The sequence below is a fragment of the Variovorax sp. YR266 genome (assembly GCF_900107295.1).
Taxonomy (GTDB): Bacteria; Pseudomonadota; Gammaproteobacteria; order Burkholderiales; family Burkholderiaceae_C; genus Variovorax.
Genome location: NZ_FNPM01000012.1, coordinates 40,276 through 61,309, shown reverse-complemented (window position 1 = coordinate 61,309; position 21,034 = coordinate 40,276). Strand labels below are relative to the sequence as shown.

Genomic DNA, 21,034 nt, shown 5'->3' with positions numbered 1-21,034 from the left:
TCCTAGCGCACCAGCGTCGACTTGCCGAAGAGGCTCTCGATGAGTTCGACGGCCACTTCCGCCGTCTGGTTGCGCACATCGAGCGCCGGGTTCAGCTCCACCACGTCGAGCGAGCCCAGCCGCCCGGTGTCCGCGATCATTTCCATGCACAGCTGCATCTCGCGATAGGTCGGCCCGCCGCGCACGCCGGTGCCCACGCCGGGCGCGTCCGCCGGGTCGAGGCAGTCGAGGTCGAAGCTCACGTGCAGGTGCGTGTCTTCGTCCACGTCCTGCAGTGCCTCTGTCATGGTCGTGCGCATGCCGTGCTCGTCGATGTGGCGCATGTCGAACACGCTCAGGCCCAGCGTGCGAATGGCTTCCTTCTCGTCGCCGTCCACGCTGCGGATGCCGATGAAGCGGATGGCGTCGTGCTGCAGCGCCGCGCGCTCGCCGCTCCAGCCCGTGAGCACGGCCGGCCCGTGGCCCAGCAGGCATGACACCGGCATGCCGTGCAGGTTGCCGCTGGGACTCGTGGTCTCGGTGTTGACGTCGGAGTGCGCGTCGAGCCACAGCACGCGCAGCTTCTTGCCGCGCTTGCGCGCATGCCACGCCACCGCGCTGATCGAACCGATGGCCAGGCAGTGGTCGCCGCCCAGCATCACCGGCACGTTGCTGGCACCCAGCGCGGTGTCGACGGCCGCGTAGACCGAGCGGTTCCAGGCGATCACTTCGTCGAGGTGGCGCAACCCGTTGGTCGGCGGCGCCCAGGGCGTGGCCGGGCCCGCGAGGTTGCCGCGGTCGATGACTGTGTAGCCCTGCCGCGCCAGTGCCTCGGGCAGGCCCGCAACGCGCAGCGCGTCGGGCCCCATGCCGGCGCCGCGCACGCTGGCGCCGATGTCGGTCGGCGCGCCGATCAGTTCGAGGGTGACGGGGGTGCTGCTGACGTTGCTCATCACGGCTTCTCCAGGTGTTGCCACAGGTACGCGTAGCCCAGTGCGTCCATGAAAGCGGATTCCTTGTTGTCCGTTGCAGCGCTGTGGCCGCCTTCCAGGTTCTCGTAGAAGCTGCTGTCGTACCCCAGCGCCACCATCTTTGCGTGCATCTTGCGCGCATGCACCGGGCCCACGCGGTCGTCGCGCGTGGAGGTGGTGAAGAGGGCGGGCGGGTATGCCTGGCCCGGCTTCGCGTTCTCGTAGGGCGAGAAGGTCTGGATGAATTCCCACTCGTCGGGCTGGTCGGGGTCGCCGTATTCCGCGATCCACGAGGCGCCCGCCGACAGGTGCGTGTAGCGCCGCATGTCGAGCAGCGCCACCTCGCTCACGACGGCGCCGTAGAGCTTCGGGTACAGCGTGAGCATGTTGCCCATCAGCAGGCCGCCGTTGCTGCCGCCCATCGCGCCCAGGTGCCCGGGCGAAGTGATCTTTCGGGCGAACAGGTCTTCGGACACGGCCGCGAAGTCTTCGCAGGTACGCAGCCGGTTCTCTTGCAGTGCGGCCTGGTGCCAGCGCGGGCCGTACTCGCCGCCGCCGCGGATGTTGGCGATGACGTACACGCCGCCCTTGTCGAGCCAGGCACGGCCGATGCTGCCGCTGTAGCTCGGCTGCAATGAAATCTCGAAGCCGCCATACGCGTACTGCAGCGTGGGGTTCTTGCCGTTGGCCTGCAGGTCTTTGGCGGCGATCTCGAAGTAGGGCACGCGCGTGCCGTCTTTCGAGGTGGTGAAATGCTGGCTCACGCGATAGCGCGAGGCGTCGAAGAAGGCGGGGCTGTCCTTCAGCACCTCGGGCTCGCCCTGGCCGATGGTGCCAATGTAGAGCGTGGTCGGCTGCAGGAAGCCGCTCACGGTGAGGAAGTAGTCGTCGTTCTCGTCCTCGTCGATGCCGCCCGCCGCGATGGTGGAGAGCGCGGGCGCGCCGCCGAGGCTTTCACGCGTCCACGCACCTTTGCCGTTCGATGGCGGCGTGAGCACTTCGAGCCGGTTCACCACGTCGTGCATCACGTTGACGATCAGGTGGTGGCGCGTCCACGAGTGGCTGTCGAGCGCGGTCGTGTCGTCGGGCTCGAACAGCACGGTGAGCTCGCGCCGGCCCGCCATGTAGTCGTCGAACTTCGCGGCCAGCAGCGAGCCCGACTTGAAGGTGGTGCCGCCCACGGCCCAGTCGGTGCGCGGCTCGATCAGCATCCACTCGCGCGTGATCTCGGCCAGCGAATCGTCGGGCACGTCGATCTTGGCGAGCTTGCCGTCGGCGCCGCGCAGCCAGGTTTCGCTTTCGTAGAAGTCGATCTGGCGCGAGACGAAGTCGCGCTCAAAGCCCGGCGTGTTGTCGCGGTAGGCGCTGACGGACATGTCCTCGTGCGCGCCTTCGTACACCGTCACCGCGCTGGCCAGCGGCGTGCCGCGCTTCCATTCCTTCACGATGCGCGGGTAGCTGGAGCTGGTCATCGAGCCGGGGCCGAAGTCGGTGGCCACGTAGAGGTGGTCGATGTCTTTCCAGCCCACGTGGTTCTTGGCCTCGGGCAGCGAGAAGCCGCCTTCGACGAACTGCTTGGTTTCGAGGTCGAACTCGCGCACCACGTCGGCATCGGCGCCGCCGCGCGACAGCGAGATCAGGCAGCGCCTGTAGTCGGGCTCCAGGCAGTCGGCGCCGTGCCAGACCCAGTTCTCCTTGTCGGCCGCGGCCAGCGCGTCGAGATCGATCACCGTCTCCCACACGGGCTGCGGCTTGCGGTATTCATCGAGCGTGGTGCGGCGCCACAGGCCCTTGGTGTGATCCTTGTCGCGCCAGAAGTTGTAATAGAAGCGCGGGCCGATCTTGCGGACCATCGGAATGCGGTCGTCCGAGTCGAGCACCTCGAGGATGCCCTGCTGGAGCGCCTCGAACGCGGGCGACTGCGCATAGGCCTGCACGGTGAGCGCGTTCTGCGCGCGCGCCCAGTCGAGCTGCTTCTCGCCGTCGATGTCTTCGAGCCAGAGGTTGTCGTCCTGATGCTGCTGCGGGGAGGGGCTGGATGTCATGGCCGCAGTGTACGGAGCCTGTGTGAAACGGGCGATGTGAGCAGTTGTTGCCCTGCCCGCCGGGCACCTGGCACTTTTTCGCTACTTCGGGCAAACCCCTGTCGCGCTGGTGCCTTCCCCCGGTGGAAACACTGAAGAACCAGAGGCCCACGAACGCGATGCCCGCGCTATCCTGCCTAGCGGCGCATGCCCCACCAAGGAGACACAACACATGAAACACCTGAGCGGTCTTGATGCCACCTTCCTGCACCTGGAAACGCCGGAAATGCCGATGCACGTGGGCTCCCTGAACGTGCTCGACCTGCCCAAGGGCTACAAGGGCGACTTCTACGAAGACGCCAAGAACTTCATGGCCAGCCGCATCCACCTGGCCGACGTGTTCACGCGCAAGCTCGCGCTGATGCCCTTCGACATGACCAACCCGGTGTGGGTCGAGGACGACGACATCGACCTCGACTATCACGTGCGCCACATCACGCTGCCCAAGCCCGGAACCAACCGGCAGTTGCAGCAATACGTGGCCCGGCTGCATTCCTCGCTGATCGACCGCAGCCGGCCGATGTGGGAGTTCTACATCATCGACGGCCTCAAGAGCGGCCAGGCGGCGCTCTACACCAAGGTGCACCATGCGGGCATCGACGGACAGGCCGGCGTGGAAGTGGGCAAGGCCATCTTCGATCTCGAGGCCACCGGCCGCGTGGTGAAGCCGCCGCGTTCGCGTCCGCGCAGCAGCGGCTACCAGCTGGGCATGGCCGAACTCGCCACCGCTGCGCTGCGCAACACCGCGCAGCAGTACGTGAAGCTCTTCAAGATGGCGCCCGCCATCGCGCGCGCCATCGGCGGCCTGGCCAAGCCCGACGAGAAGGCGGCCGAGAAGGACACGGCCGCCGCGCCGAAGAAGTTCAACCTCTTCGCGCCGCGTACCTCGCTCAATGTGTCGATCACCAACCAGCGCACCTTCGCCGGCCGCACCATCTCGCTGGCCGAGACCAAGTACATCGCCAAGCACTTCGGCGTGTCGCTCAACGACGTGGTCATGGCCACGGTGGCCGGCGCGCTGCGCCACTACCTGGCCGATAACAACGAGCTGCCGGCCAAGCCGCTGGTGGCGGGCGTACCGGTGAGCCTGCGCGAAGCGGGCGACCAGACAGCCAACAACCAGGCCAGCATGATCCTCGTGAGCCTGGCCACCGACATCACCGACCCGGTGCAGCGGCTGAAGGCGATCAACGCGTCGTCGACCTCGTCGAAGTCGACCATGAACCGCTTCAAGGCCGTGATCCTCGACGACTTCCCGACCTTCGCCGCGCCCTGGCTGGTGTCGGGCATCGCGTCGATGGTGGGGCGCTCTGGCATCGTCAACCTGCTGCCGCCTGCGGCCAACGTGGCTATCTCGAACGTGGCCGGCGCGCCGTTCCCGATGTACTTCGCGGGCGCGCTCGTCACCTGCTACTACCCGGTGTCGATCGCCAGCCACGGCACGGCGCTCAACGTCACGGTGCAGAGCTACAACGGCCGCATGGACTACGGCCTGATCGCCTGCCGCCGCGCCGTGCCCGACATCACCGAGATCGGCGACTACCTGCTGGCCGAGCACAAGCTGCTGATGGAGCTGACGCAGAAGCACCCGGCCGCAGCCGGTGCGGCGCCTGCGCCGGTGCCTGCGAAGACGATCGAGGAGCCGTCGGACGAGGCCGGGCACGCGCCCGTCGCCGCTGCAAAGAAGAAACCTGCCGCGCGCAAGAAGGCTCCAGTCAAGGTCGCAGCGAAGAAGGCGCCCGTGAAAGCAGCTGCAAAGGCACCGGTCAGGACCGCGGCGAAGAAGGCCACGCCCAAGCCGCCGGCCCGCAAGGCCGCGCCGGCCAAGCGCTCCGGCAGCCCCAGGGCCGCTGCGGCATGATCGGCGCACGGGCCCCGGCCTGCTGAAAGAAAATTGGGGCAGTTGGACTAGTTTTCCGACCGTTCTAGTTTTTCAGGCCTAGGCCCCACAGAAGAAGATAGGCCCATCGCGAAAGACATACCGTTTCCTTCGCGAACCTTTCAACTTCAAGGAAATCACCATGTCCACGCAAACCACCATCGCTTCCGCAGCTGTTCACGTCGTCGGCCAATACAACGACGCTGGCAAGACCCTGGTCGGCGCTTACCGCACCGGCGTGCATCGCCTCCTGGGCGGCGCAGCTTCGCGCTACAGCAACTTCCTCGGCAGCCGCCAGATTCCGCTGGTGAGCGAGCAGGTCAAGGCCAACCTGATCGGCGCGCAAGAAAAGATCAACGGCTTCCTGGCCAACCGCCTGGACATCGACACCAGCCGCATCGTGAACGTGATGGACCGCGTTGCCGCCGGCACCACCAGCGGTATCGAATCGGTCGCCAGCCGCGTGGCTCGCGTCGAATCGCCGGTCGCCACCTCGGTGATCAACGCCCTGGGCGCGCTGAACCAGCCGATCGCCACCGTCTCGGTGCAGATCGCCGACAAGATCGTCGCCGGCACCAAGCAGATCGAAGCCCGCGTGAGCGGCGCCGAAGAAGCCAAGCCGGTTCGCACGGTGAAGGCCAAGGCTGCCGCCGCCAAGAAGCCGGTTCGCCGCGCTGCTGCCCGCAAGGCGGCCTGACCCCCGGGGCGCTTTGCGCCCCTTTTCTTTTTTCCGGTATCTGGAGCACTGCATGGCGACCCGTCCTGACGAAACTGCAAAGTTGAAGAAGAGGGCGGCGCCTGCGAAGAAGACGCCGGTCGCGAAGAAGGCGCCCGCGGCAAAGAAGCCCGCGGAGCCCGGCAAGGCCGAAGTCCTGCTGCGCGCCGGCCTCAAGGCGCTGGACAACGTGCGCAACGACGTCGCCAAGCGCCAGGCCAACGTGATCGAAGGCCTGCTCGGCATCGGGCAGGGCAAGGTCCCCAGCCTCGACAGCTTCGGCATCCGCAAGTTCGAGGACGTGTTCGACCAGCGCGTCGCCACTGCCATGCAACGCCTGGGCATGCCCGGCCCCGCCGAAGTGCAGGCCCTGCGCGACGAGATCGCGCAACTGCGCGAACGCGTGGCGCAACTCGAAGGCGAAGGCACCGGCGCCGCCACCTCCCGTGGCCGCAGCGCCAAACGCTGAGCGACAACCCGACAAGCCGGTTGTGGCCAGTTCCAACACCACACGCGACCGCATCCTGCAGGCCAGCCTCGCGCTGTTCAACGCGCAAGGCCTCGCGGCCGTGTCGACCCACAAGATCGCAGCCGAGCTCGGCATCAGCCCGGGCAACCTGCACTACCACTTCAAGGCCAAGCAGCTGATCGTCGAATGGCTGTTCCGGCGCTTCGAGCAACGGCTCGAGGCCCTGAACGGCTCGTCGGCATCGATCGCGGCCATCGACGACCTCTGGCTCGCGCTGCACCTGCGCTTCGAGGCCATCGACGAATACCGCTTCATCTACCGCGACATGGCCTTCCTGGCCAGCGAATACCCGGCGCTGGGCCAGCGTGCGCAGGCCCTCACCGCGCAGAACCTGCTGGCCGCGCAAACGCTGTGCGAAGGCCTGGTGGCCTCGGGCGTGATCGAGACCAGCGCGGAGCAGGCGCGCATCCTGGCGCTGCAGATGGTCTTCACCACCACCTGCTGGCTGTCGTTCGAACGGCTCGTGCCGGGGCGCGACGCGCTGGCGCAGGCCGACCCCGGTCTGGCGGCTTTCTACACGCTCACGCTGGTTTCCCCGTATGTTTCCAGCGAATCGAGGGCTTACCTTGATTACCTGAGGGGCAAATACCTCGGATAAATGACGTTGTTGTCCGACGGGGCATTGATTCTTTCGGCCTCATGTTCGTCTTGAAGAAGATAAAAACCAAAAGGGATCCATCCATCATCATGACCACCGCCACCCACGCCAAGGAACCTGTCGCGCCACCGTCGCGCCTGCTGCTGCTGGCTGAAGCCCGCGCGCTCTGGGAAACCGGTGCCGGCATCGCCATGTGGCCGCTGCTGCAGCTCACGCCGCGCGGCGACGGACACCCGGTGCTCGTGCTGCCGGGCCTCGTGGCGGGCGACGGCTCCACGCTGCTGTTGCGCCGCTACCTGTGCAGCCGAGGCTACGACGCGCACGGCTGGGGCCTGGGCCGCAACTTCGGTCCGCGCGAAGGCGTGGAAGACGGCATGGTCGAGCTGCTGAAGACCCTGCATGACAACAGCGGCCAGAAGGTCAGCGTGATCGGCTGGAGCCTGGGCGGCGTGTATGCGCGGCTGCTGGCGTCTTCCTATGCGCCCATGATCCGCAACGTCATCACGCTGGGCAGCCCGTTCTCCGGCAGCCCGCGCGCCACCAACGCATGGCGCGTGTACGAAGGCGTGAGCGGCCAGAGCTCGCACGACCCGCGCCGCATGAAGTTCGTGCAGCCCACGCCGCCCGTGCCGACCACTTCGATCTTCAGCCGCACCGACGGTGTCGTCGCATGGCGCTGCAGCATCGAGAAGACCGGCCCGCAATCGGAGAACATCGAAGTCATCGCCAGCCACCTGGGGCTGGGTGCGCACCCGGCTGTGCTCTATGCCGTGGCCGACCGGCTGGCGCAGCCGGAGGGTGAGTGGAAGCCCTTCAATCGCGGAGTGCTGGGGCCGCTGGTTTATCCGGACCCTGATCGAGAGAGCTGAAGGAGGTTGTCTGTCGGTCTTCGTCAGATCCGGGAAGCGCAGCCGAGCGGCTACGCCTAAAGGTCAAGCTCGGCTCTGAGCTTTCTCCTGATGCTCTCCATCACCGATTTGTAGTCCGGGTCGAAGATGAAATCGATTTCTGACTCGGCTGCGGATTCGATCTCTCTCAGGACATGCTCTTCTTCCGGCGAGAGACCAAACTGGGCAATCTTGGTACAGATTTCCATCAGGATGGCCATCTTGGCTTGAGGCAGAGTGATGTTCACTTCCTTGTCGAAGTCGTACTTGTCGTTCGTCACAGGCTGCCTCGTGTTTGGACGTTGTTGATCTGGGCCGGATTGAGCCGCCACCCGGAAAGAAAGTTGTGAGAAGTATCCGTCATGACATTCAGGCCCGTGGAGGGATTGAGGTAGTGGATGACAGGGTCGCCACGATACGTTCCGTTGAACATCTGTGTGCCCGGATCCTGCACGTGCGCTTCCAAGGCTGATTGATAGTTTGCGGCCGCATTCTTGCCCCAAGGATCGTTCACGCCGAAGTCCTTGGCGTGCTTGTACTTGGCCTGTAGTTGTTTCTTGTCGTACTGAACCGTAGGCCTTGGCGGTGGTGCTGGAGGGGGAGGCGGGAGGCGTCGAACGACAGTGCCTTGTGCCGGGGGCTCCGGTGGCGGATTCTGCGTCGAAGACTTTCCTCCGACGGGCCGGCCGACCGGTTCGAGGGGGGCGCCGCGAGCGTTCTCCCCGGGTCTTGGCAGAGGCTCGGGGGCATTCTTCTTTCCGCCAAGACCCACATGCGCAGCGGCCATGTCGAATGCGGCCGCGCCGACTTGATTGGCCGCCGCTACTTGCTCCTCGCTTCCTCCGAGTACACGCGTGGCCGCACCGGGGGCGCCGAAGATCGGACCCAGCAAGGCGATGCCCAGCGTGTTGCCGAAGCGCAGGTTCTGCGCACTCAGCCAGGCACTTTCGCTGCCGGAAAGCCCGTTCTCCCAGCGTGGCCCCGGCGTATAGACGTCCTGCAGGAAAGAGACTCTTCTCTTGAGCTCCAAGGACTGTTCGGGCGGCAAGGGGTTCTTGCCGGTGTAGTGGTCGTTCAGCTGCTGGAGCTTGTCGTCCAGCGCCGACTTGGGGATTTCATCTGGCATCTTTTCGCATGCCTGCTGAAATGTCTTCGCGGCCTGCAGCGCATCCGTGGGCTCAAGGCGCGCGTCGCGACCAGTGCCGATCCACATCCGCTCGTACCACGGTATCTTTTCGAAGTCTGCCTTTTCCCGCTCGTACCGCTCGCTGCAGATGCCGGGCCGGCGCCGCACCATCGGCCCCTTGGGCACCTCGAAGGTCAGCACCCTGCCGAGCGTGCCGTTGCTGTTGAAAGAGGGGGGCGAGAAGGAGGAAGAGGGCGACGACGAGGAAGACGTGGACAGCACCTGCCCCAGCGTCTTCTTGTCGTCGGGAATCGAGCTCATCAGGCGGCCCCGTTCATCTCGCAGAGATCGCCGTGGCGGGCCACGGGGCGGCTCTCGACGAAGACCGTCTGCGAGCCGGAGATGATCTTCACGTTGCCCGCGCCGAGCGAGACCCCCGAGCGCACGCCGCTGCCCGCGTTGCCCGCCACGCCCTTGACGATGCTGTCGACCATCAGCACCTTCTCGCTGCGCGCGAACACGGTGTGCGAGTAGGCCGCTTTCTCGGGCGGAAGGATCGACACGATGTCGAAGGGAACGACCTGGTTGCCGACGATGCAGAAGTCCGGCGCCACGTTGACCACCATGAACCGCGACTCCGCATCTGCGATGTGCTTTTCGGCGCTCATGCCGGTATCCCTTGACGCGCGGCGCCATCGGCCGCGATGGCTTCGGTGATTGGCCGCTCGAAGAGGTCGACCGCCACCGTGTCGAGCGCCTGGTCGAGCGTGAGCCGCCAGGTCAGGTGCACGAGCATCTCGTCGAGGTCGATGTGCACGGTGTCGAGCTTCATGGCTTCGCTGCGCTCGATGCCGTCCCCGTTCCTGCACAGCGCCTCGATCCACAGGTGCGGGAGCTGGGTCTCGGTGCAGGGCGTCGAGGCGAAGAAGCCGCTCATGCGAAGGGATTCGTCGCCCCGCAGGCCACCGGCCACGACCTGGTCGGCGGGGGCGTACTGGAAGAAGCGTTCGTCGAAATCGTCGGCGTAGTCCATGTAGGGCTGTCCAGCGTGGCGTTCGCGCCAGGCGTCGTCGTAGGTTCCCGCCAGCGCGACACGCGGCTGCCAGAAGCGCGCGACCGGCCCGAAGCCGACGGGCTGGGCGTCCTTGTGGTTGGCGTGCTGCAGCGGTGCATCGGTGTGCTCGATCTGCGGGCCGGGGAACGGCTGTCCGGCGGCATGGCGCGCCCCGGGATGATCCTCGCGGGCTGCGCTACCGAACCATCCGGTGCCGCAGGGGTTGGCCGAGTGGGTGCGGGGCGGGGCCGATTCGTCGTCGCCCTGGTCGAATCCCCATCCGCCGTAGGCGAGCTCGTAGCGCAGCGGCACGGCGAGCGTGGGCTGCGCGTCGGACAGGCTGCGCTGCGCGGCGTCCGGCTGCCAGTCCCAGTGGCGCGGCCCGGTCAGACGCAGCGCCTTGTGCAGCAGCGGTGCGTCATGGTGCCTGTGCACCTGCAGCTCCGCGCGCCAATCGCGCCTTGGCGTCCAGTCGAGGGCGTGCGCGGTGCCCGTCACGTAGACATCGGCGTCGGGCTTGAGCAGCAGCACGTCGGTCGCCATGCGCAAGCTCGACAGCGTGGCGTGCGCGGCATCCCAGGACTCGTCGGCGAAGACCGGGCCGCGATGAAACGCCGCCGGTTCGAGCCGGCCGGGCGCGAGCACGAAGCTCGCGCACACCACCACCACGTCGTGGAAGCGCCGCCCCTTGCCCATCTTGTCGAACTGGAAGTGTGGAAAGGGGGTGCCGTTGCGCAATTGCCTCAGGCGCGGCGCGGGGATCGGCGGCGCGGGCTCAGCCATGGGCGTTGCCCTTGTCCGCCGCCAGCATTCCGACGCCGGCGGAGACCGCGGCCGAGACAGTGCCGAGCACTTGTGTCGCATGGCCTGCAGCTTCGCCGCCTCCACCGCCGCCCCCGGCCACCTGCTGGGCGATCGAGGCGAGCTGCCCCGCCTTGCCAAGCAGGTCGGCGGGGTTGCCGCCCATCAGTGCGCCCAGGCTCGCCAGCGGGCTGCCCGGCGGCTCGGCCGGCGGTGGGGTCGGCACCGCGTTGGGTTGCAGAGCGGCGCCACCGCCCATGGGGTTGAGCCAGATGTGCTCGCCGTTGACGGTCACGTCGTCGCCTTGCGCCGTGATATTGATCTTCTTGCCCGTGACGGCAATCGAGCCGTCGGCCTTGAGCTGCACCACCGACGCGCCCACCCGCAACGAGATGGTCTTGCCGTCCATCTCGATGTGGCTACCCTTGTCTCCGCCCACGGACAGCAGGTACTTCTCGCCGACCTTGGTGGTCTGGGTCTTGCCGACCATGGTGTTGTCCATCATGCCGACGACGGTGTTGCGCAGCATGCCGACGTTGAAGGAGTAGGCCAGGCCGATATTCACCATCTTGGCGAGGCCCACGTTGTGCATGTAGGCCATGCCGATCGTGGCCATCTGGTTGCGGCCCACTTTCTTGCTGCGGTCGCGGCCCACCGAGTGGGTTTCGTCATGCTCGACCTCGATGTCCTGGTTGCGCTCGGCGTGCAGCCACACCTGTTCCTGGCCTTTCCTGTCCTCGAAGCGCAAGGCATTGGCGTTGGCACCGCTGCCGCCCTCGGAGCTGCGTGTGAGCAGGCCGCTCTGCGTGGCGTTGTCGGGCAAGCTCCACGGCGGCATGTTGTCGGCGTTGTAGACGCGGCCCGTCACGATAGGCCGGTCGGGGTCGCCATTCTCGAAGTCGACGATCACCTCTTGCCCGATGCGCGGGATCTGGATGCCGCCGAAGTTGGTACCTGCCCAAGGCGAGGAAACACGAATCCAGCACGAACTGTTCTCGTCCTTGGTGCAATAGCGGTTCCAGTGAAAGCTCAGTTTCACGCGGCCGTATTCGTCGGTCCAGATCTCGCGGCCCGCCGGGCCCGTGACGATGGCGGTCTGCGGACCTGTGGTGCGCGGCCTTGGCTCCGGCGGCACTGGCGCACGAAAAACCTTGCTCGTCGGGATGACCTCGAAGTCCACCCGGCATTCGAACTCCTGCTGCGAGCTTGCATCGCCCACGTCCTGCAGTCGCAGGTGTGTGTTCGTCACGAGGTACTGCCGATTCGCTTCGTTCTGAGGATGGCGCTCCAGCGTGAGCAGACAGCCCGGCACCACCGCACGCAGGTTGCCCGAGCCGCTGGCACGCTCGCCCTGACTGCCGACCTCCTCCATGCGCGTGCGCACCAATTGCTCGCCTTCGGATTCGACGACGTAGTCGCCCGGCCATCTGTAGTGCTCCCATGTGTTTTGCGCGGTCTTGCGCGGCATGGCACTGACTTGCTGCAACTCGGCCTTGGGGCGCTTGAAGTCGAAGTCGTCGGTGACCCAGCGGCCGCTTTGCAATTCCTCATGCGCATTGAAGCGGTCGCAGCGTTCTTCGCGTGCGGTCGCGTCGGCGGCATGGAAAGGAATGGTCTGATAGCCCGCGTGCGCGAAGGGCTGGTGAGAGGCCATGTCGTCCACGATCACCAGCTTGTGGTTGTTTTCTTCGTGCACGAAGCAGTAGTACAGGCCCCACTCGTGCAGCAGCCGGGCAATGAAGTCGTAGTCGGTTTCCCCGTACTGGACCTGGAACTCACGAGCCGGATAGCTTCGCGTGGCCCGTATCTCGAAGGGCAAGCCGTACTTGCCGAGAACAGTCTTGACGATGCCCAGCACGTCTTCGTTCTGGAAGATGCGGTAGTCGCTCGTGCGCGTTGCCAGAGTGAGCCAAGGCTCGACGACGGCTTCGTACAGCGCGCGGCGATTTTCCAGCCGCAGGAAGCGCACGCGCGTGACCAGCCCTGAGATGTGGCGCTGCTCCGGACCTGAGCCGGGCCTGCCATCCAGAACGATGTGCGTGGTGAGCGTCTCGCCGATCAACTGCTTGATGGCGACATTGGCCGCCTGACGCTCGTTGTAGCCCTGCTGTTCGGGGGTGGCGAGGGTCAGGGTATAGCGAAAAAGACGGCTCAAACCCTCTTCGCCTTCAATCGCGATGGGCTCCAGTGCCGGCTCGTTGCCGAACGCAGGCATTGCAGACGAGGAAGCGGTGAGAACACGCGCAAGCTGCGCGGTGCCTATTGGCATGAAATCTCCCTGGTGTTCTGACTGACGAAGCAAATCGTAGCAATTCGAGCCTGAAACGCCAGTAGCACGATAGATTGCTATCGCCCCAACAATCTGGTGGGACCGGGCGGGCGTTTTGCAAAGCCGGCTCGCGCGACCATGACTTCCGTCACTTGTGCCGCAGCGGCCCCGCCCAAAACAATAGCGGCGCCATGTACCCCGACCTGCCGCCCGTCTACCCCCGCATCAAGCACGTCGACTTCCTCGAGGCCGTGCAGCCGATGCTCGACCAGATCGAGGCGCGGGGCGGCAACCGCGAGGCGCAGACGCCCGTGGCCTACCCCTTCGCCGGCGAATCCGATCTGCTGATGACCTTCGCGCTCGACACGCCCACGCAGTTCATCACGCTGACCCAGGAGGGCATGGAGGAAACGGGGCTCGACCCGCAGTCGCTGTACGAACTCGCGATCGACAACATGCTCCGGCAGGTGGCGCACAACCTCGATACGCAGGACCTCGTCATGTACAAGGCGCTGGTGACGGGCGACGGCTTCGAGGCCTGCATGCTGCTGCTGCCTGACCTCTGGGAGCAGTTGTCACAAGGGTTCAAGGGCGAGTTGATAGCCGTGGTGCCGAGCCGCAGCGTCATCTACTTCATGGACAGCGGGGCGAGCTTCGAGGCCCGGGGGAAGTCGATCACGGCCGAGACCATGCTGGGCCTCATGTGCTCGGCTGCCGCCGAGGTCAAGGCCGAGGCAGGGCCGCACGGCCTCTCGGACAAGGTGATGGCGCTGACCCCGGACGGCTGGCACGTTCGCGGCACCTTCGAGGACCACGCGTCGGCACTGGAGGCCTGACGAGGCCTGCGCAGTCTTCCTTTCAGCTGCCGGCCCACACGTCCAGCACGTAGCGCTGGTCGGCAATCATCTTGTCCATCCACGCCGTGCTGTCTTGCCCGTGCTCGCGCGCAAGGTCGCTCAGCGTGCGGCGCACGTCGGGCTCCATGCGCGAGCCGTCGCCGCACACGTAGACCACCGCGCCGGCCTCCAGCAGTTTCCACACTTCGGCCGCCTGCTCGCGGATCAGGTCCTGCACATAGACCTTGCGCTCGCCCGCGCGCGAGAACGCGGTGTGCAGCTTCATCACGCCGCGGTGCGCCCAGGCCTGGAGTTCGTCGGCATAGATGAAGTCCTGCTCGGGATGGCGGCAGCCGAAGAACAGCAGCGCCTCGCCGAGCGCATTGCCCGCCTCGACCTGTGCCGCGCGCTCCTGCAGGAAGCCACGGAACGGCGCGAGGCCAGTGCCGGGGCCGACCATGATGATCGGCCGGCTCGCATCGTCCGGTAGCCGGAAGCCCTCGGCCGTGGTTTCGCGCACCACGCCGTGCACCGTGTCGCCGGCTTCCGCGCGCGCCAGGAAGTTGGAGCACACGCCCTCGAAGGTGCCGATGCCCGACTTGGCCGGGCCGCTCACCACACCCACCGTCACGCTGCACTTGCCCGGCGTCATCGTCGGCGACGAAGAGATCGAGTAGTAGCGCGGCGACAGCGGCGACAGCATTTCGAGGAACACAGCGAACGGCACCTGGCAGGCGCGGTGCTCTTCCAGCAGGTCGAGCAGCGATTTGCGCTTGTGGAGCACGTCGGCCTTGTATGCCGCCTGCGAAGCCTCGTCGCTGCCCGACAGCGCCGCGAGCCTGGGCTTGGTGAACGGGCACTCGGTATATGCCGCGAGCGTGGCGATCTGCTTGCGCGTGGCCACGTCCTGCAGCTCGACGTAGTCGCCCAGCAGGCGGTCGACCGCAATCACCTGCTCCACCGGCAGCGCTGCCTTGCGGCCCGCGCCTGCATGCAGGCGCACATGGGCCGTGCGGTCGAAGCCGAAGCGTGCCATCGCGCGTTCGACCTGCGCCGGGCTGTTGCGCGGCACCACGCTCAGGTGGTCACCGGCGCGGTAGATCAGGCCCTCGGGCAGCATCAGTTCGACATGGCGGGTGGAGCGGCCGGCTTCTCCGTTGCCTCCGCTTTGCAGCTCGCGGTTCTCGATCACCCGCAGCGCCACTGCGCCCAGCGCATCGACGATCGCGTTCTTCTGCGGCGGCGGCAGCTCTTCGAGCGTGTAGAGCGGTTCGCTCTGCACGGGCGTGTCGGCGCCGGTCTTGATGTCGAAGGCCTTCACCAGCTCGGGCCAGAGCGCGTCGCTCCAGTCCTGGAAGGCGCCGTCCATGTCCTCGCGCGCATCGCCTTCGCCGCGCGAATGCACGCGCGTGGCACCGAGCGCCTCGAGCCGTTCGTCGATGCGGCGCGGCACGGCCTGGTAGGTGGCGGCCCAGTCGGTGTTGCCGCAGCCGAACACGCTGAAGCGCACGCCGTTGAGCGAATCGTCGGCCTTGTCGAGCCAGCGATGGAACTCGGCCGCGTTGTCGGGCGCCACGCCGTTGTACGAGGCGCAGACGATGGCCACCGCGCCGTTGGCCGGCAGCCGCTCGGCATAGTCGTCGAGCGAGGCCAGCTGCGTGGAGAAGCCACGCATTTCGCCGGCCTCGGCTAGTTGGCGCGCAAGGTCTTCGGCCGTGCCGAGGTTGGAGCCCTGCAGCACCAGCAGCGAGGTGCCGTGGCGTGCAGCCTGGGGTTTGCGCGCGGCAGCTTGCACGGGCTGCACGGGGGCTGCGGCTGCGTCGGTCATGTTGCCGCGCGGACGCGTGGCCGGATCGCGCAGCAGCGCCTTGATCTTGAAGTTCTCCGGCTTGATCGTCAGCGCTTCCTTGATCTTCAGCTTGTAGCCCGTGTGGTCCACGAGGTTGAAGCGCTGCAGGATCATGCCCAGCGTGAGCACAGCCTCCTGCAGGGCGAACTGCCGCCCGATGCAGGCGCGCTGCCCATTGCCGAAGGGCTTGAATGCGTTCACTGGCCGCTCGCGCTCGGCTTCGCGCGTGAAGTTGTCTGGGTTGAACTGGTCGGCATCCTCGCCCCAGATGCCCTTGTCACGATGCAGCGCCAGCGCATGCATGATGATCATGTTGTTCTTCTTGATCGTGTACTGGCCGCCGATCTTCGTGTCTTCCTTGGCGCGCATCGAGATCGCGGGCGCGGTCGGGTACAGGCGCAGCGATTCCTTCAGCACCTGCATCACGTACTGCAGGCGGTTGACCTGCGCATAGGTGGGCTTCTGCGTGGCGTCGGGGCCGAACACGTTGTCGACCTCTGCCTGCGCCTTGGCCATGGCCTCGGGGTTGTTCAGCAGGAAGTAGATGGCAAAGGACAGCAGGCCGCTGGTGGTTTCATGCCCCGCGATGAGAAATTCGATGCACTCGTCGCGGATCATCTTGTCGGTGAGCTGCTCGCCGCTTTTCTTGTCCACGCCCGCGATCATGTAGCTCAGCAGGTCGGGCTTGGTGGCGATGTCGGCTCCGCTCGTGCGTCGCTCCTCGATGATGTCTTCCACCATCTTGTGCATGTAGCGGATGTCCTTGCGCTGCTGGGCCAGCTCCTTCTTCAGCATCAGCTCTTCGAGCGGCAGGCCGCGGCGGTTCTGCACCGTCTCCAGCGTGCGCACCATCGCGTCGACGAAGGGATGAAAGCCCTCGCGGTAGAACGAGTTGAAGCGATAGCCGAAGCCGCACAGGCCGATGGTGTCGAGCGTGAGCGCTGTCATGTCGCGCACCACGTCCACCTCTTCGTCGAAGTTCAGGCGCTCCCACTTGGTGACCAGCTGGCCCGCGATGTCCAGCATCATCGGGTGATAGGCCTGCATCGCGCGCTGGCTGAAGTTGGCCAGCAGGATGTTGTGCGGCTTGGACCAGGTCTCCTCGTGCGTATCGGAGGTGAAGAGCCCGTGCGACGCGGCGCGCAGCCTACGCAATGCGCCACGCGTACTTTTGTCGAAGCGCGGCTCCTCGCAGAGCTCGTCGACCAGCGCGGGCGACGACACCACGATCACCGGCATGCCCGGCATGTCCAGCCAGTAGATACCACCGAGGTCTTGCGCGATCTTCCACATGTCGAGCACGGGAGAGTCGGACCCGATCGACAGCAGGTTCCCGACGAAGGGTTTCTTCGCCGGATGCGGGATCGGGTAGAGCGAGTTTTTGCCTGCCATGGGTTGTTGTGCCTTTGGAATGGACCCGCTTCGGATATCCGGGATGTAACAACCGGAGTATCCCGACGGCATGGGGGGCAGGCAGGACGGGGTTTCCCTTAGGCTGGGGAGTTCATTCAGGGCGCGCTCACACCGACGGGGTGCCTTGCTCCGCGAATGTCCCCCGGCCTGCGGCCTCCTCCTTTATTTCGCTGCGCAAGGCACCCCATCGGCGTGAGCGTTGGGCAGAGCGGTGGTTCATCGCGAGATCACCAGCAGCGTGCCCCTGTGCGAAGAGCACCGGGTGCTCCCCGCAGCGAAATAAAGGAGGAGCCGAAGGCGGGGGACATTCGCGGAGGGGAGTACCCGGTGTTCTTCGCACACCCCCTGAAAGTCAGCGAGTCAGGGCCGAACCATCTTGCACTCAGTCCCCTGCGCCAGCTCGTTCCCGGTATAGACCGCGTCAGTACGAAAGCCGTAGTTAGTACCTTCCCAACCCGTCTTCACGGTCTTGCCGTCCACCGGCACGATGGTGTTGACCACCTGCGGCAGCAACAACTGGTGGTCTTCGGCACGCATGCGCACCGGCCCCACCACAGAGTCGAACGTCAGGTCTTCGAGCGCCCGCGCCACCTTGATGGTGTCGGCGCTGCCGGCCTTGTTGATGGCCGCGGCCAGCAGGCGAGGCGTCATGTCGATGCGCGGCGCGAGAAAGTCCTTGCCCGTCTTGGCCTTGTAGGCCTTGGCCAGAGCGTCGACCTTCGGCGTATCGGCCTCGCCAGGGTGCCATTCGGCCACCCAGGTCAACTGCCCCAGTTTCGCCTGCGACACCGCAGTGACCGTGCCCGGCACCGAGCCCGCACTGTGGTTGAAGTAGCGCAGGTTGTAGCCCGCGTCGCCCGCGGCCTTCAGCAGCAGCGTCATGTCCTGGCCCCAGTTGCCGGTGATGACCGAGTCGGCCCCGCTCTGCTTCACGTTGGCGATGTACGGCGCAAAGTCTTTCACGCGGCCGATGGGGTGCAGCGCCTCGCCGACGAACTGGATGTCGGGCCGCGCCAGGCCCACCAGCTGGCGGCCGTAGCTGGCCCACTGCTTGCCGTGCGCGTAGTCCTGGTTCAGCAGGTAGACCTTCTTCACATCGGGCGTCTTCTTGATGTAGTTGGCCAGCGCCTTCATCTTCATCGCCGTGTTGGCTTCGGTCTGGAAGTGCCAGAAGCTGCAGCCCTTGCCCGTCATCTCGGGGTCGATGGAAGAGTGATTCAGAACGATCAGCTCCTTGCCCGGGTTGCGCTGGTTCCAGCGTGCCACCGACTGCACCAGCGCCGTGACCACCGACGAGCCCGAACCACCGGTGACGATCGCCTTCGCGCCCTGGTCGATGGCCGCCTGCAGCGCGCTCTGGCTCTCCTGCGCCGAGAGCTTGCTGTCGAACTGCAGCAGCTGCAGTTTCGTGCCGCCGAGCACGCCGCCCTTGGCGTTGATGTCTTCGATGGCGTACTGCGTGTGCATCAGCATCAGTTCGCCGACGTTGGCAAAGGGGCCGGAGAGCGGATCGATGTAGGCGATCTTGTAGGTCTGCTGTGCTTGCGCCTGCGCGGCGCCGGCAGCGGCCAGCAGGCAGGCAAGGGCGATCCGCGCCAATGGCGCCTTCTTGAACTTCATGGTTTGTCTCCTGGTGGTTGTCTTGTCAGTTCTTCGCTTGCAGCCCGATCACGCGGCTCGCGAGCTTCGTGAGCTCGGCAACCACCTCGTCGGGCGACAGGCGTCCGCCCGGGCGATACCAGCTGTACAGGAAGCCGGGCAGGCTGCAGGCCGCGAGCGCGGTGATCTTGGTTTCCGCAAAGTCGAGGTCGCCGTCGCGCCGCGCTTCTTCGAGCAGCGGGCACAGCAGGTCGTAGAAGTGGTGCGCGAGCTTCTTCTGCGCCGCGATGTACTCCGGCCGGTACACCTGCGGCTCGCGGTAGGGGAAGAAGGCGACGGGGTGGTGCGTGATGGTCGCGCGAATCAACCGCTCGATGCCTTCGAGCACCTTCTCGCTCGCGCGGCGCGGATCGGTGGCCGCGAAGTCGAGCGCGGTGAAGCAGTCGACCGCCGGGCGCCACGACAGCGTCTCGAAGATCTCCTGCTTGTCGCGGAAGTAGTAGTACACGAAGGGCTTGGTCACGCCCAGTGCGCGCACGATCTGCGCCATGGTCGTGTTGGCGTAGCCCTGCGCGGCGAAGAGCTGCGCGGCCGCCTGCAGGATGCGCTCGCGCTGCAGGTCGGTGCCCTGCGTGGCCGCGCGCTGGCGGCCAGTGCCCTGGGGCATGTGCGGCTGCGCCGTCGTGTCGCTCTGGTCTCCAGAGGGTTTGTGCCGTGTCGCGGAAGTTATACCCATGGGTAGGATTGTTCGTGCACCATGCACCATTGGCAAGCGCCTGCCCGGTGCAGGCGGCTATCGATAACCCTGAGAAAGTGACGCCATGGAGACATTGCCCGACCGCCCGCAGCAGCCGCTGCACGAGTACCTGCGCACCCACGCACGCGAGCGTGGCGGCAGCACCGCCTGCCTCTGGTACGGCCATGCGATGAGCTGGGCCGAACTCGACCGCGCCAGCGACGCCTTCGCGGCGCGCCTGCAGGCGCTGGGCGTGAAGAAGGGCGAGCCCGTGGTGCTCTTTCTCAACAACTGTCCGCAGTACCTGGTCGCGCACTTCGGCATCCAGAAGATCGGCGCCATCGTCTGCCCGAGCGGCCCGCTCAACAAGGAGCACGAGCTGGCCTACCAGGTCAACGACCTGAAGGCGCGAGTGATCGTCGCGGCCGCGCCGCTGCTGCCGGTGGTGCGCAAGGTGCAGCCGGAGAGTGCGCTCGAGCACGTGTTCGTGGTGCACTACGCCGACCTGCTGCCCGACCCGTCGTCGCTCGACCTGCCGGCCGAACTGGCCGCAGAGCGCAAGGCCGAACGCAGCGTGCCCGAAGACTGCGAAGACTTCCTGGCCGTGATGCGCGGCAACGCCAAGCCGCAGCCCGTGGTCATCGACATGGACGACGTGGCGCTCATGACCTACACATCGGGCACCACGGGCCTGCCCAAGGGCGCGATGCTGAGCTACGGCAACGCGCTCTTCAAGACGCGCGCCGCGGCCGACTGCAACGGCGTGGGGCCGGGCGATGTGCTGCTGTCCATCGCGCCGCTGTATCACATCGCGGGCATGCTGATGGGTGTCAACGTGCCGGTGCTGACCGGTGCGGCATCGGTGCTCTTGCACCGCTTCGACCCGCGCGCCGTGCTGCAGGCCATTGCCGCCTACAAGGTGAGCTGGTGGTACAGCATCGCGCCGATGAACGTGGCCTGCATGCAGGTAAGCGACATCGACAGCTTCGACCTGCGCAGCCTGAAGATGAATCCTGTCACGAGCTTCGGCATCACCTTCACCGAGCCGCTGGCGCGGCAATGGCGCACGCACGCACCGAACTGCACTTCGTTCGAGGCCGCCTACGGCCTGAGCGAAACCCACACCTGCGACACCTACACGCCGCACCATGCGCCACGCTGGGGCACGCAGGGCATCGCGGTGCCGGGCGTGACCATCCGCATCATCGACACGGACACGCAGGCCGACATGCCGGTGGGCGAAGTCGGCGAGATCGTGCTCACCAGCCCAGGCACCTTCAAGGGCTACTGGAACAAGACCGAAGCCACTGCTGCCACGCTGCGCAACGGCTGGGTGCACACCGGCGACATGGGCAAGCTCGATGCCGATGGCTATCTCACCTTCATCGGCCGCTTCAAGGAAATGATCAAGGTCTCGGGCTACAGCGTGTTCCCCGAAGAGGTCGAAACCATCCTCATCAAGCACCCGGCAGTGGCGCAGGCGGCCGTCATCGCGCAGCCTGATGCAGAGAAGGGCGAGGTCGTGAAGGCATTCATCGTGCGCAAGCCAGGTGCCGGGCTCGATGCCGAAGCGCTGATCGCCTGGGCGCGCGACAACATGGCGAGCTACAAGGCGCCGCGCGCGGTAAGTTTTATCGACGCATTGCCGACGACCGGCGCGGGCAAGGTGCTGCGCCGCTTGCTCAAAGACAAAAGCTGAGAGGTTCCGT

The 21,034-nt window shown here is 66.1% G+C and carries 17 protein-coding genes; 7 read left to right on the top strand and 10 right to left on the bottom strand.

The window, feature by feature from the left end; translation table 11 throughout:
* Nucleotides 1-2: 2 nt before the first annotated feature.
* Both rocF and BLW48_RS26575 read right to left on the bottom strand, forming a co-directional pair.
* Nucleotides 3-932 (bottom strand): arginase, encoded by a 930-nt coding sequence (gene rocF, locus BLW48_RS26580; RefSeq protein WP_093178439.1) that lies wholly within the window; start codon nucleotides 930-932, stop codon nucleotides 3-5.
* A complete protein-coding gene (locus BLW48_RS26575) occupies nucleotides 932-2,995 on the bottom strand; it encodes a prolyl oligopeptidase family serine peptidase (protein ID WP_093178438.1) in 2,064 nt (687 codons plus the stop codon). Before BLW48_RS26575 ends, rocF begins: the two co-directional genes overlap by 1 nt.
* A 211-nt stretch (nucleotides 2,996-3,206) precedes the next feature.
* On the opposite strand from BLW48_RS26575, the gene BLW48_RS26570 reads away from it, so the two are divergent.
* The 5 genes from BLW48_RS26570 to BLW48_RS26550 all read left to right on the top strand — a co-directional run bounded on the left by BLW48_RS26570 (nucleotide 3,207) and on the right by BLW48_RS26550 (nucleotide 7,624).
* Nucleotides 3,207-4,895, top strand: a complete 1,689-nt coding sequence (locus tag BLW48_RS26570) for a WS/DGAT/MGAT family O-acyltransferase (RefSeq protein ID WP_093057667.1) — start codon at nucleotides 3,207-3,209, stop codon at nucleotides 4,893-4,895.
* Nucleotides 4,896-5,055: 160 nt separating this feature from the next.
* A complete protein-coding gene (locus BLW48_RS26565; RefSeq protein WP_093057666.1) occupies nucleotides 5,056-5,610 on the top strand; it encodes a hypothetical protein in 555 nt (184 codons plus the stop codon).
* Nucleotides 5,611-5,662: 52 nt separating this feature from the next.
* Nucleotides 5,663-6,097, top strand: a complete 435-nt coding sequence (locus BLW48_RS26560; RefSeq protein ID WP_093078959.1) for a phasin family protein — start codon at nucleotides 5,663-5,665, stop codon at nucleotides 6,095-6,097.
* Between the two features lie 22 nt (nucleotides 6,098-6,119).
* Entirely contained in the window at nucleotides 6,120-6,755 is a 636-nt protein-coding gene (locus BLW48_RS26555; RefSeq protein ID WP_093057664.1) for a TetR/AcrR family transcriptional regulator, read from the top strand.
* Between the two features lie 89 nt (nucleotides 6,756-6,844).
* Nucleotides 6,845-7,624 (top strand): esterase/lipase family protein, encoded by a 780-nt coding sequence (locus tag BLW48_RS26550; protein ID WP_093178436.1) that lies wholly within the window; start codon nucleotides 6,845-6,847, stop codon nucleotides 7,622-7,624.
* 56 nt (nucleotides 7,625-7,680) lie between these two features.
* On the opposite strand, the gene BLW48_RS26545 is transcribed toward BLW48_RS26550, so the two are convergent.
* From BLW48_RS26545 to BLW48_RS26525, 5 genes are read right to left on the bottom strand one after another with little or no spacing between them, the layout of a single operon-like run.
* Nucleotides 7,681-7,923, bottom strand: a complete 243-nt coding sequence (locus tag BLW48_RS26545) for a hypothetical protein (RefSeq protein ID WP_093078958.1) — start codon at nucleotides 7,921-7,923, stop codon at nucleotides 7,681-7,683.
* Nucleotides 7,920-9,089: a colicin D domain-containing protein gene (locus tag BLW48_RS35670; RefSeq protein WP_218137524.1), complete on the bottom strand. Its 1,170-nt coding sequence runs from the start codon at nucleotides 9,087-9,089 to the stop codon at nucleotides 7,920-7,922. Before BLW48_RS35670 ends, BLW48_RS26545 begins: the two co-directional genes overlap by 4 nt.
* A complete protein-coding gene (locus BLW48_RS26535) occupies nucleotides 9,089-9,436 on the bottom strand; it encodes a PAAR-like domain-containing protein (protein WP_093078957.1) in 348 nt (115 codons plus the stop codon). The genes BLW48_RS35670 and BLW48_RS26535 overlap by 1 nt, the downstream gene beginning before the upstream one ends.
* A complete protein-coding gene (locus BLW48_RS26530; RefSeq protein ID WP_177142416.1) occupies nucleotides 9,433-10,605 on the bottom strand; it encodes a DUF2169 family type VI secretion system accessory protein in 1,173 nt (390 codons plus the stop codon). The genes BLW48_RS26535 and BLW48_RS26530 overlap by 4 nt, the downstream gene beginning before the upstream one ends.
* Nucleotides 10,598-12,892 carry a type VI secretion system Vgr family protein gene (locus BLW48_RS26525; protein ID WP_093078954.1) on the bottom strand — a complete coding sequence of 765 codons (2,295 nt, stop codon included), beginning with the start codon at nucleotides 12,890-12,892 and terminating at the stop codon, nucleotides 10,598-10,600. The genes BLW48_RS26530 and BLW48_RS26525 overlap by 8 nt, the downstream gene beginning before the upstream one ends.
* A gap of 191 nt (nucleotides 12,893-13,083) precedes the next feature.
* Between BLW48_RS26525 and BLW48_RS26520 the strand changes: the two genes are divergently transcribed.
* The gene (locus BLW48_RS26520) at nucleotides 13,084-13,728 is read left to right on the top strand and encodes a DUF1444 domain-containing protein (protein ID WP_093178433.1); all 645 of its coding nucleotides are present in this window, start codon (nucleotides 13,084-13,086) and stop codon (nucleotides 13,726-13,728) included.
* Nucleotides 13,729-13,750: 22 nt separating this feature from the next.
* On the opposite strand, the gene BLW48_RS26515 is transcribed toward BLW48_RS26520, so the two are convergent.
* The 3 genes from BLW48_RS26515 to BLW48_RS26505 all read right to left on the bottom strand — a co-directional run bounded on the left by BLW48_RS26515 (nucleotide 13,751) and on the right by BLW48_RS26505 (nucleotide 19,325).
* A complete protein-coding gene (locus BLW48_RS26515) occupies nucleotides 13,751-16,969 on the bottom strand; it encodes a bifunctional cytochrome P450/NADPH--P450 reductase (RefSeq protein WP_093178432.1) in 3,219 nt (1,072 codons plus the stop codon).
* Nucleotides 16,970-17,350: 381 nt separating this feature from the next.
* The gene (locus BLW48_RS26510; RefSeq protein WP_093178430.1) at nucleotides 17,351-18,610 is read right to left on the bottom strand and encodes a branched-chain amino acid ABC transporter substrate-binding protein; all 1,260 of its coding nucleotides are present in this window, start codon (nucleotides 18,608-18,610) and stop codon (nucleotides 17,351-17,353) included.
* Between the two features lie 25 nt (nucleotides 18,611-18,635).
* Nucleotides 18,636-19,325 carry a TetR/AcrR family transcriptional regulator gene (locus tag BLW48_RS26505; protein WP_093057660.1) on the bottom strand — a complete coding sequence of 230 codons (690 nt, stop codon included), beginning with the start codon at nucleotides 19,323-19,325 and terminating at the stop codon, nucleotides 18,636-18,638.
* Nucleotides 19,326-19,410: 85 nt separating this feature from the next.
* Between BLW48_RS26505 and BLW48_RS26500 the strand changes: the two genes are divergently transcribed.
* Nucleotides 19,411-21,024 (top strand): AMP-binding protein, encoded by a 1,614-nt coding sequence (locus tag BLW48_RS26500; RefSeq protein WP_093178429.1) that lies wholly within the window; start codon nucleotides 19,411-19,413, stop codon nucleotides 21,022-21,024.
* Nucleotides 21,025-21,034 lie beyond the last annotated feature (10 nt).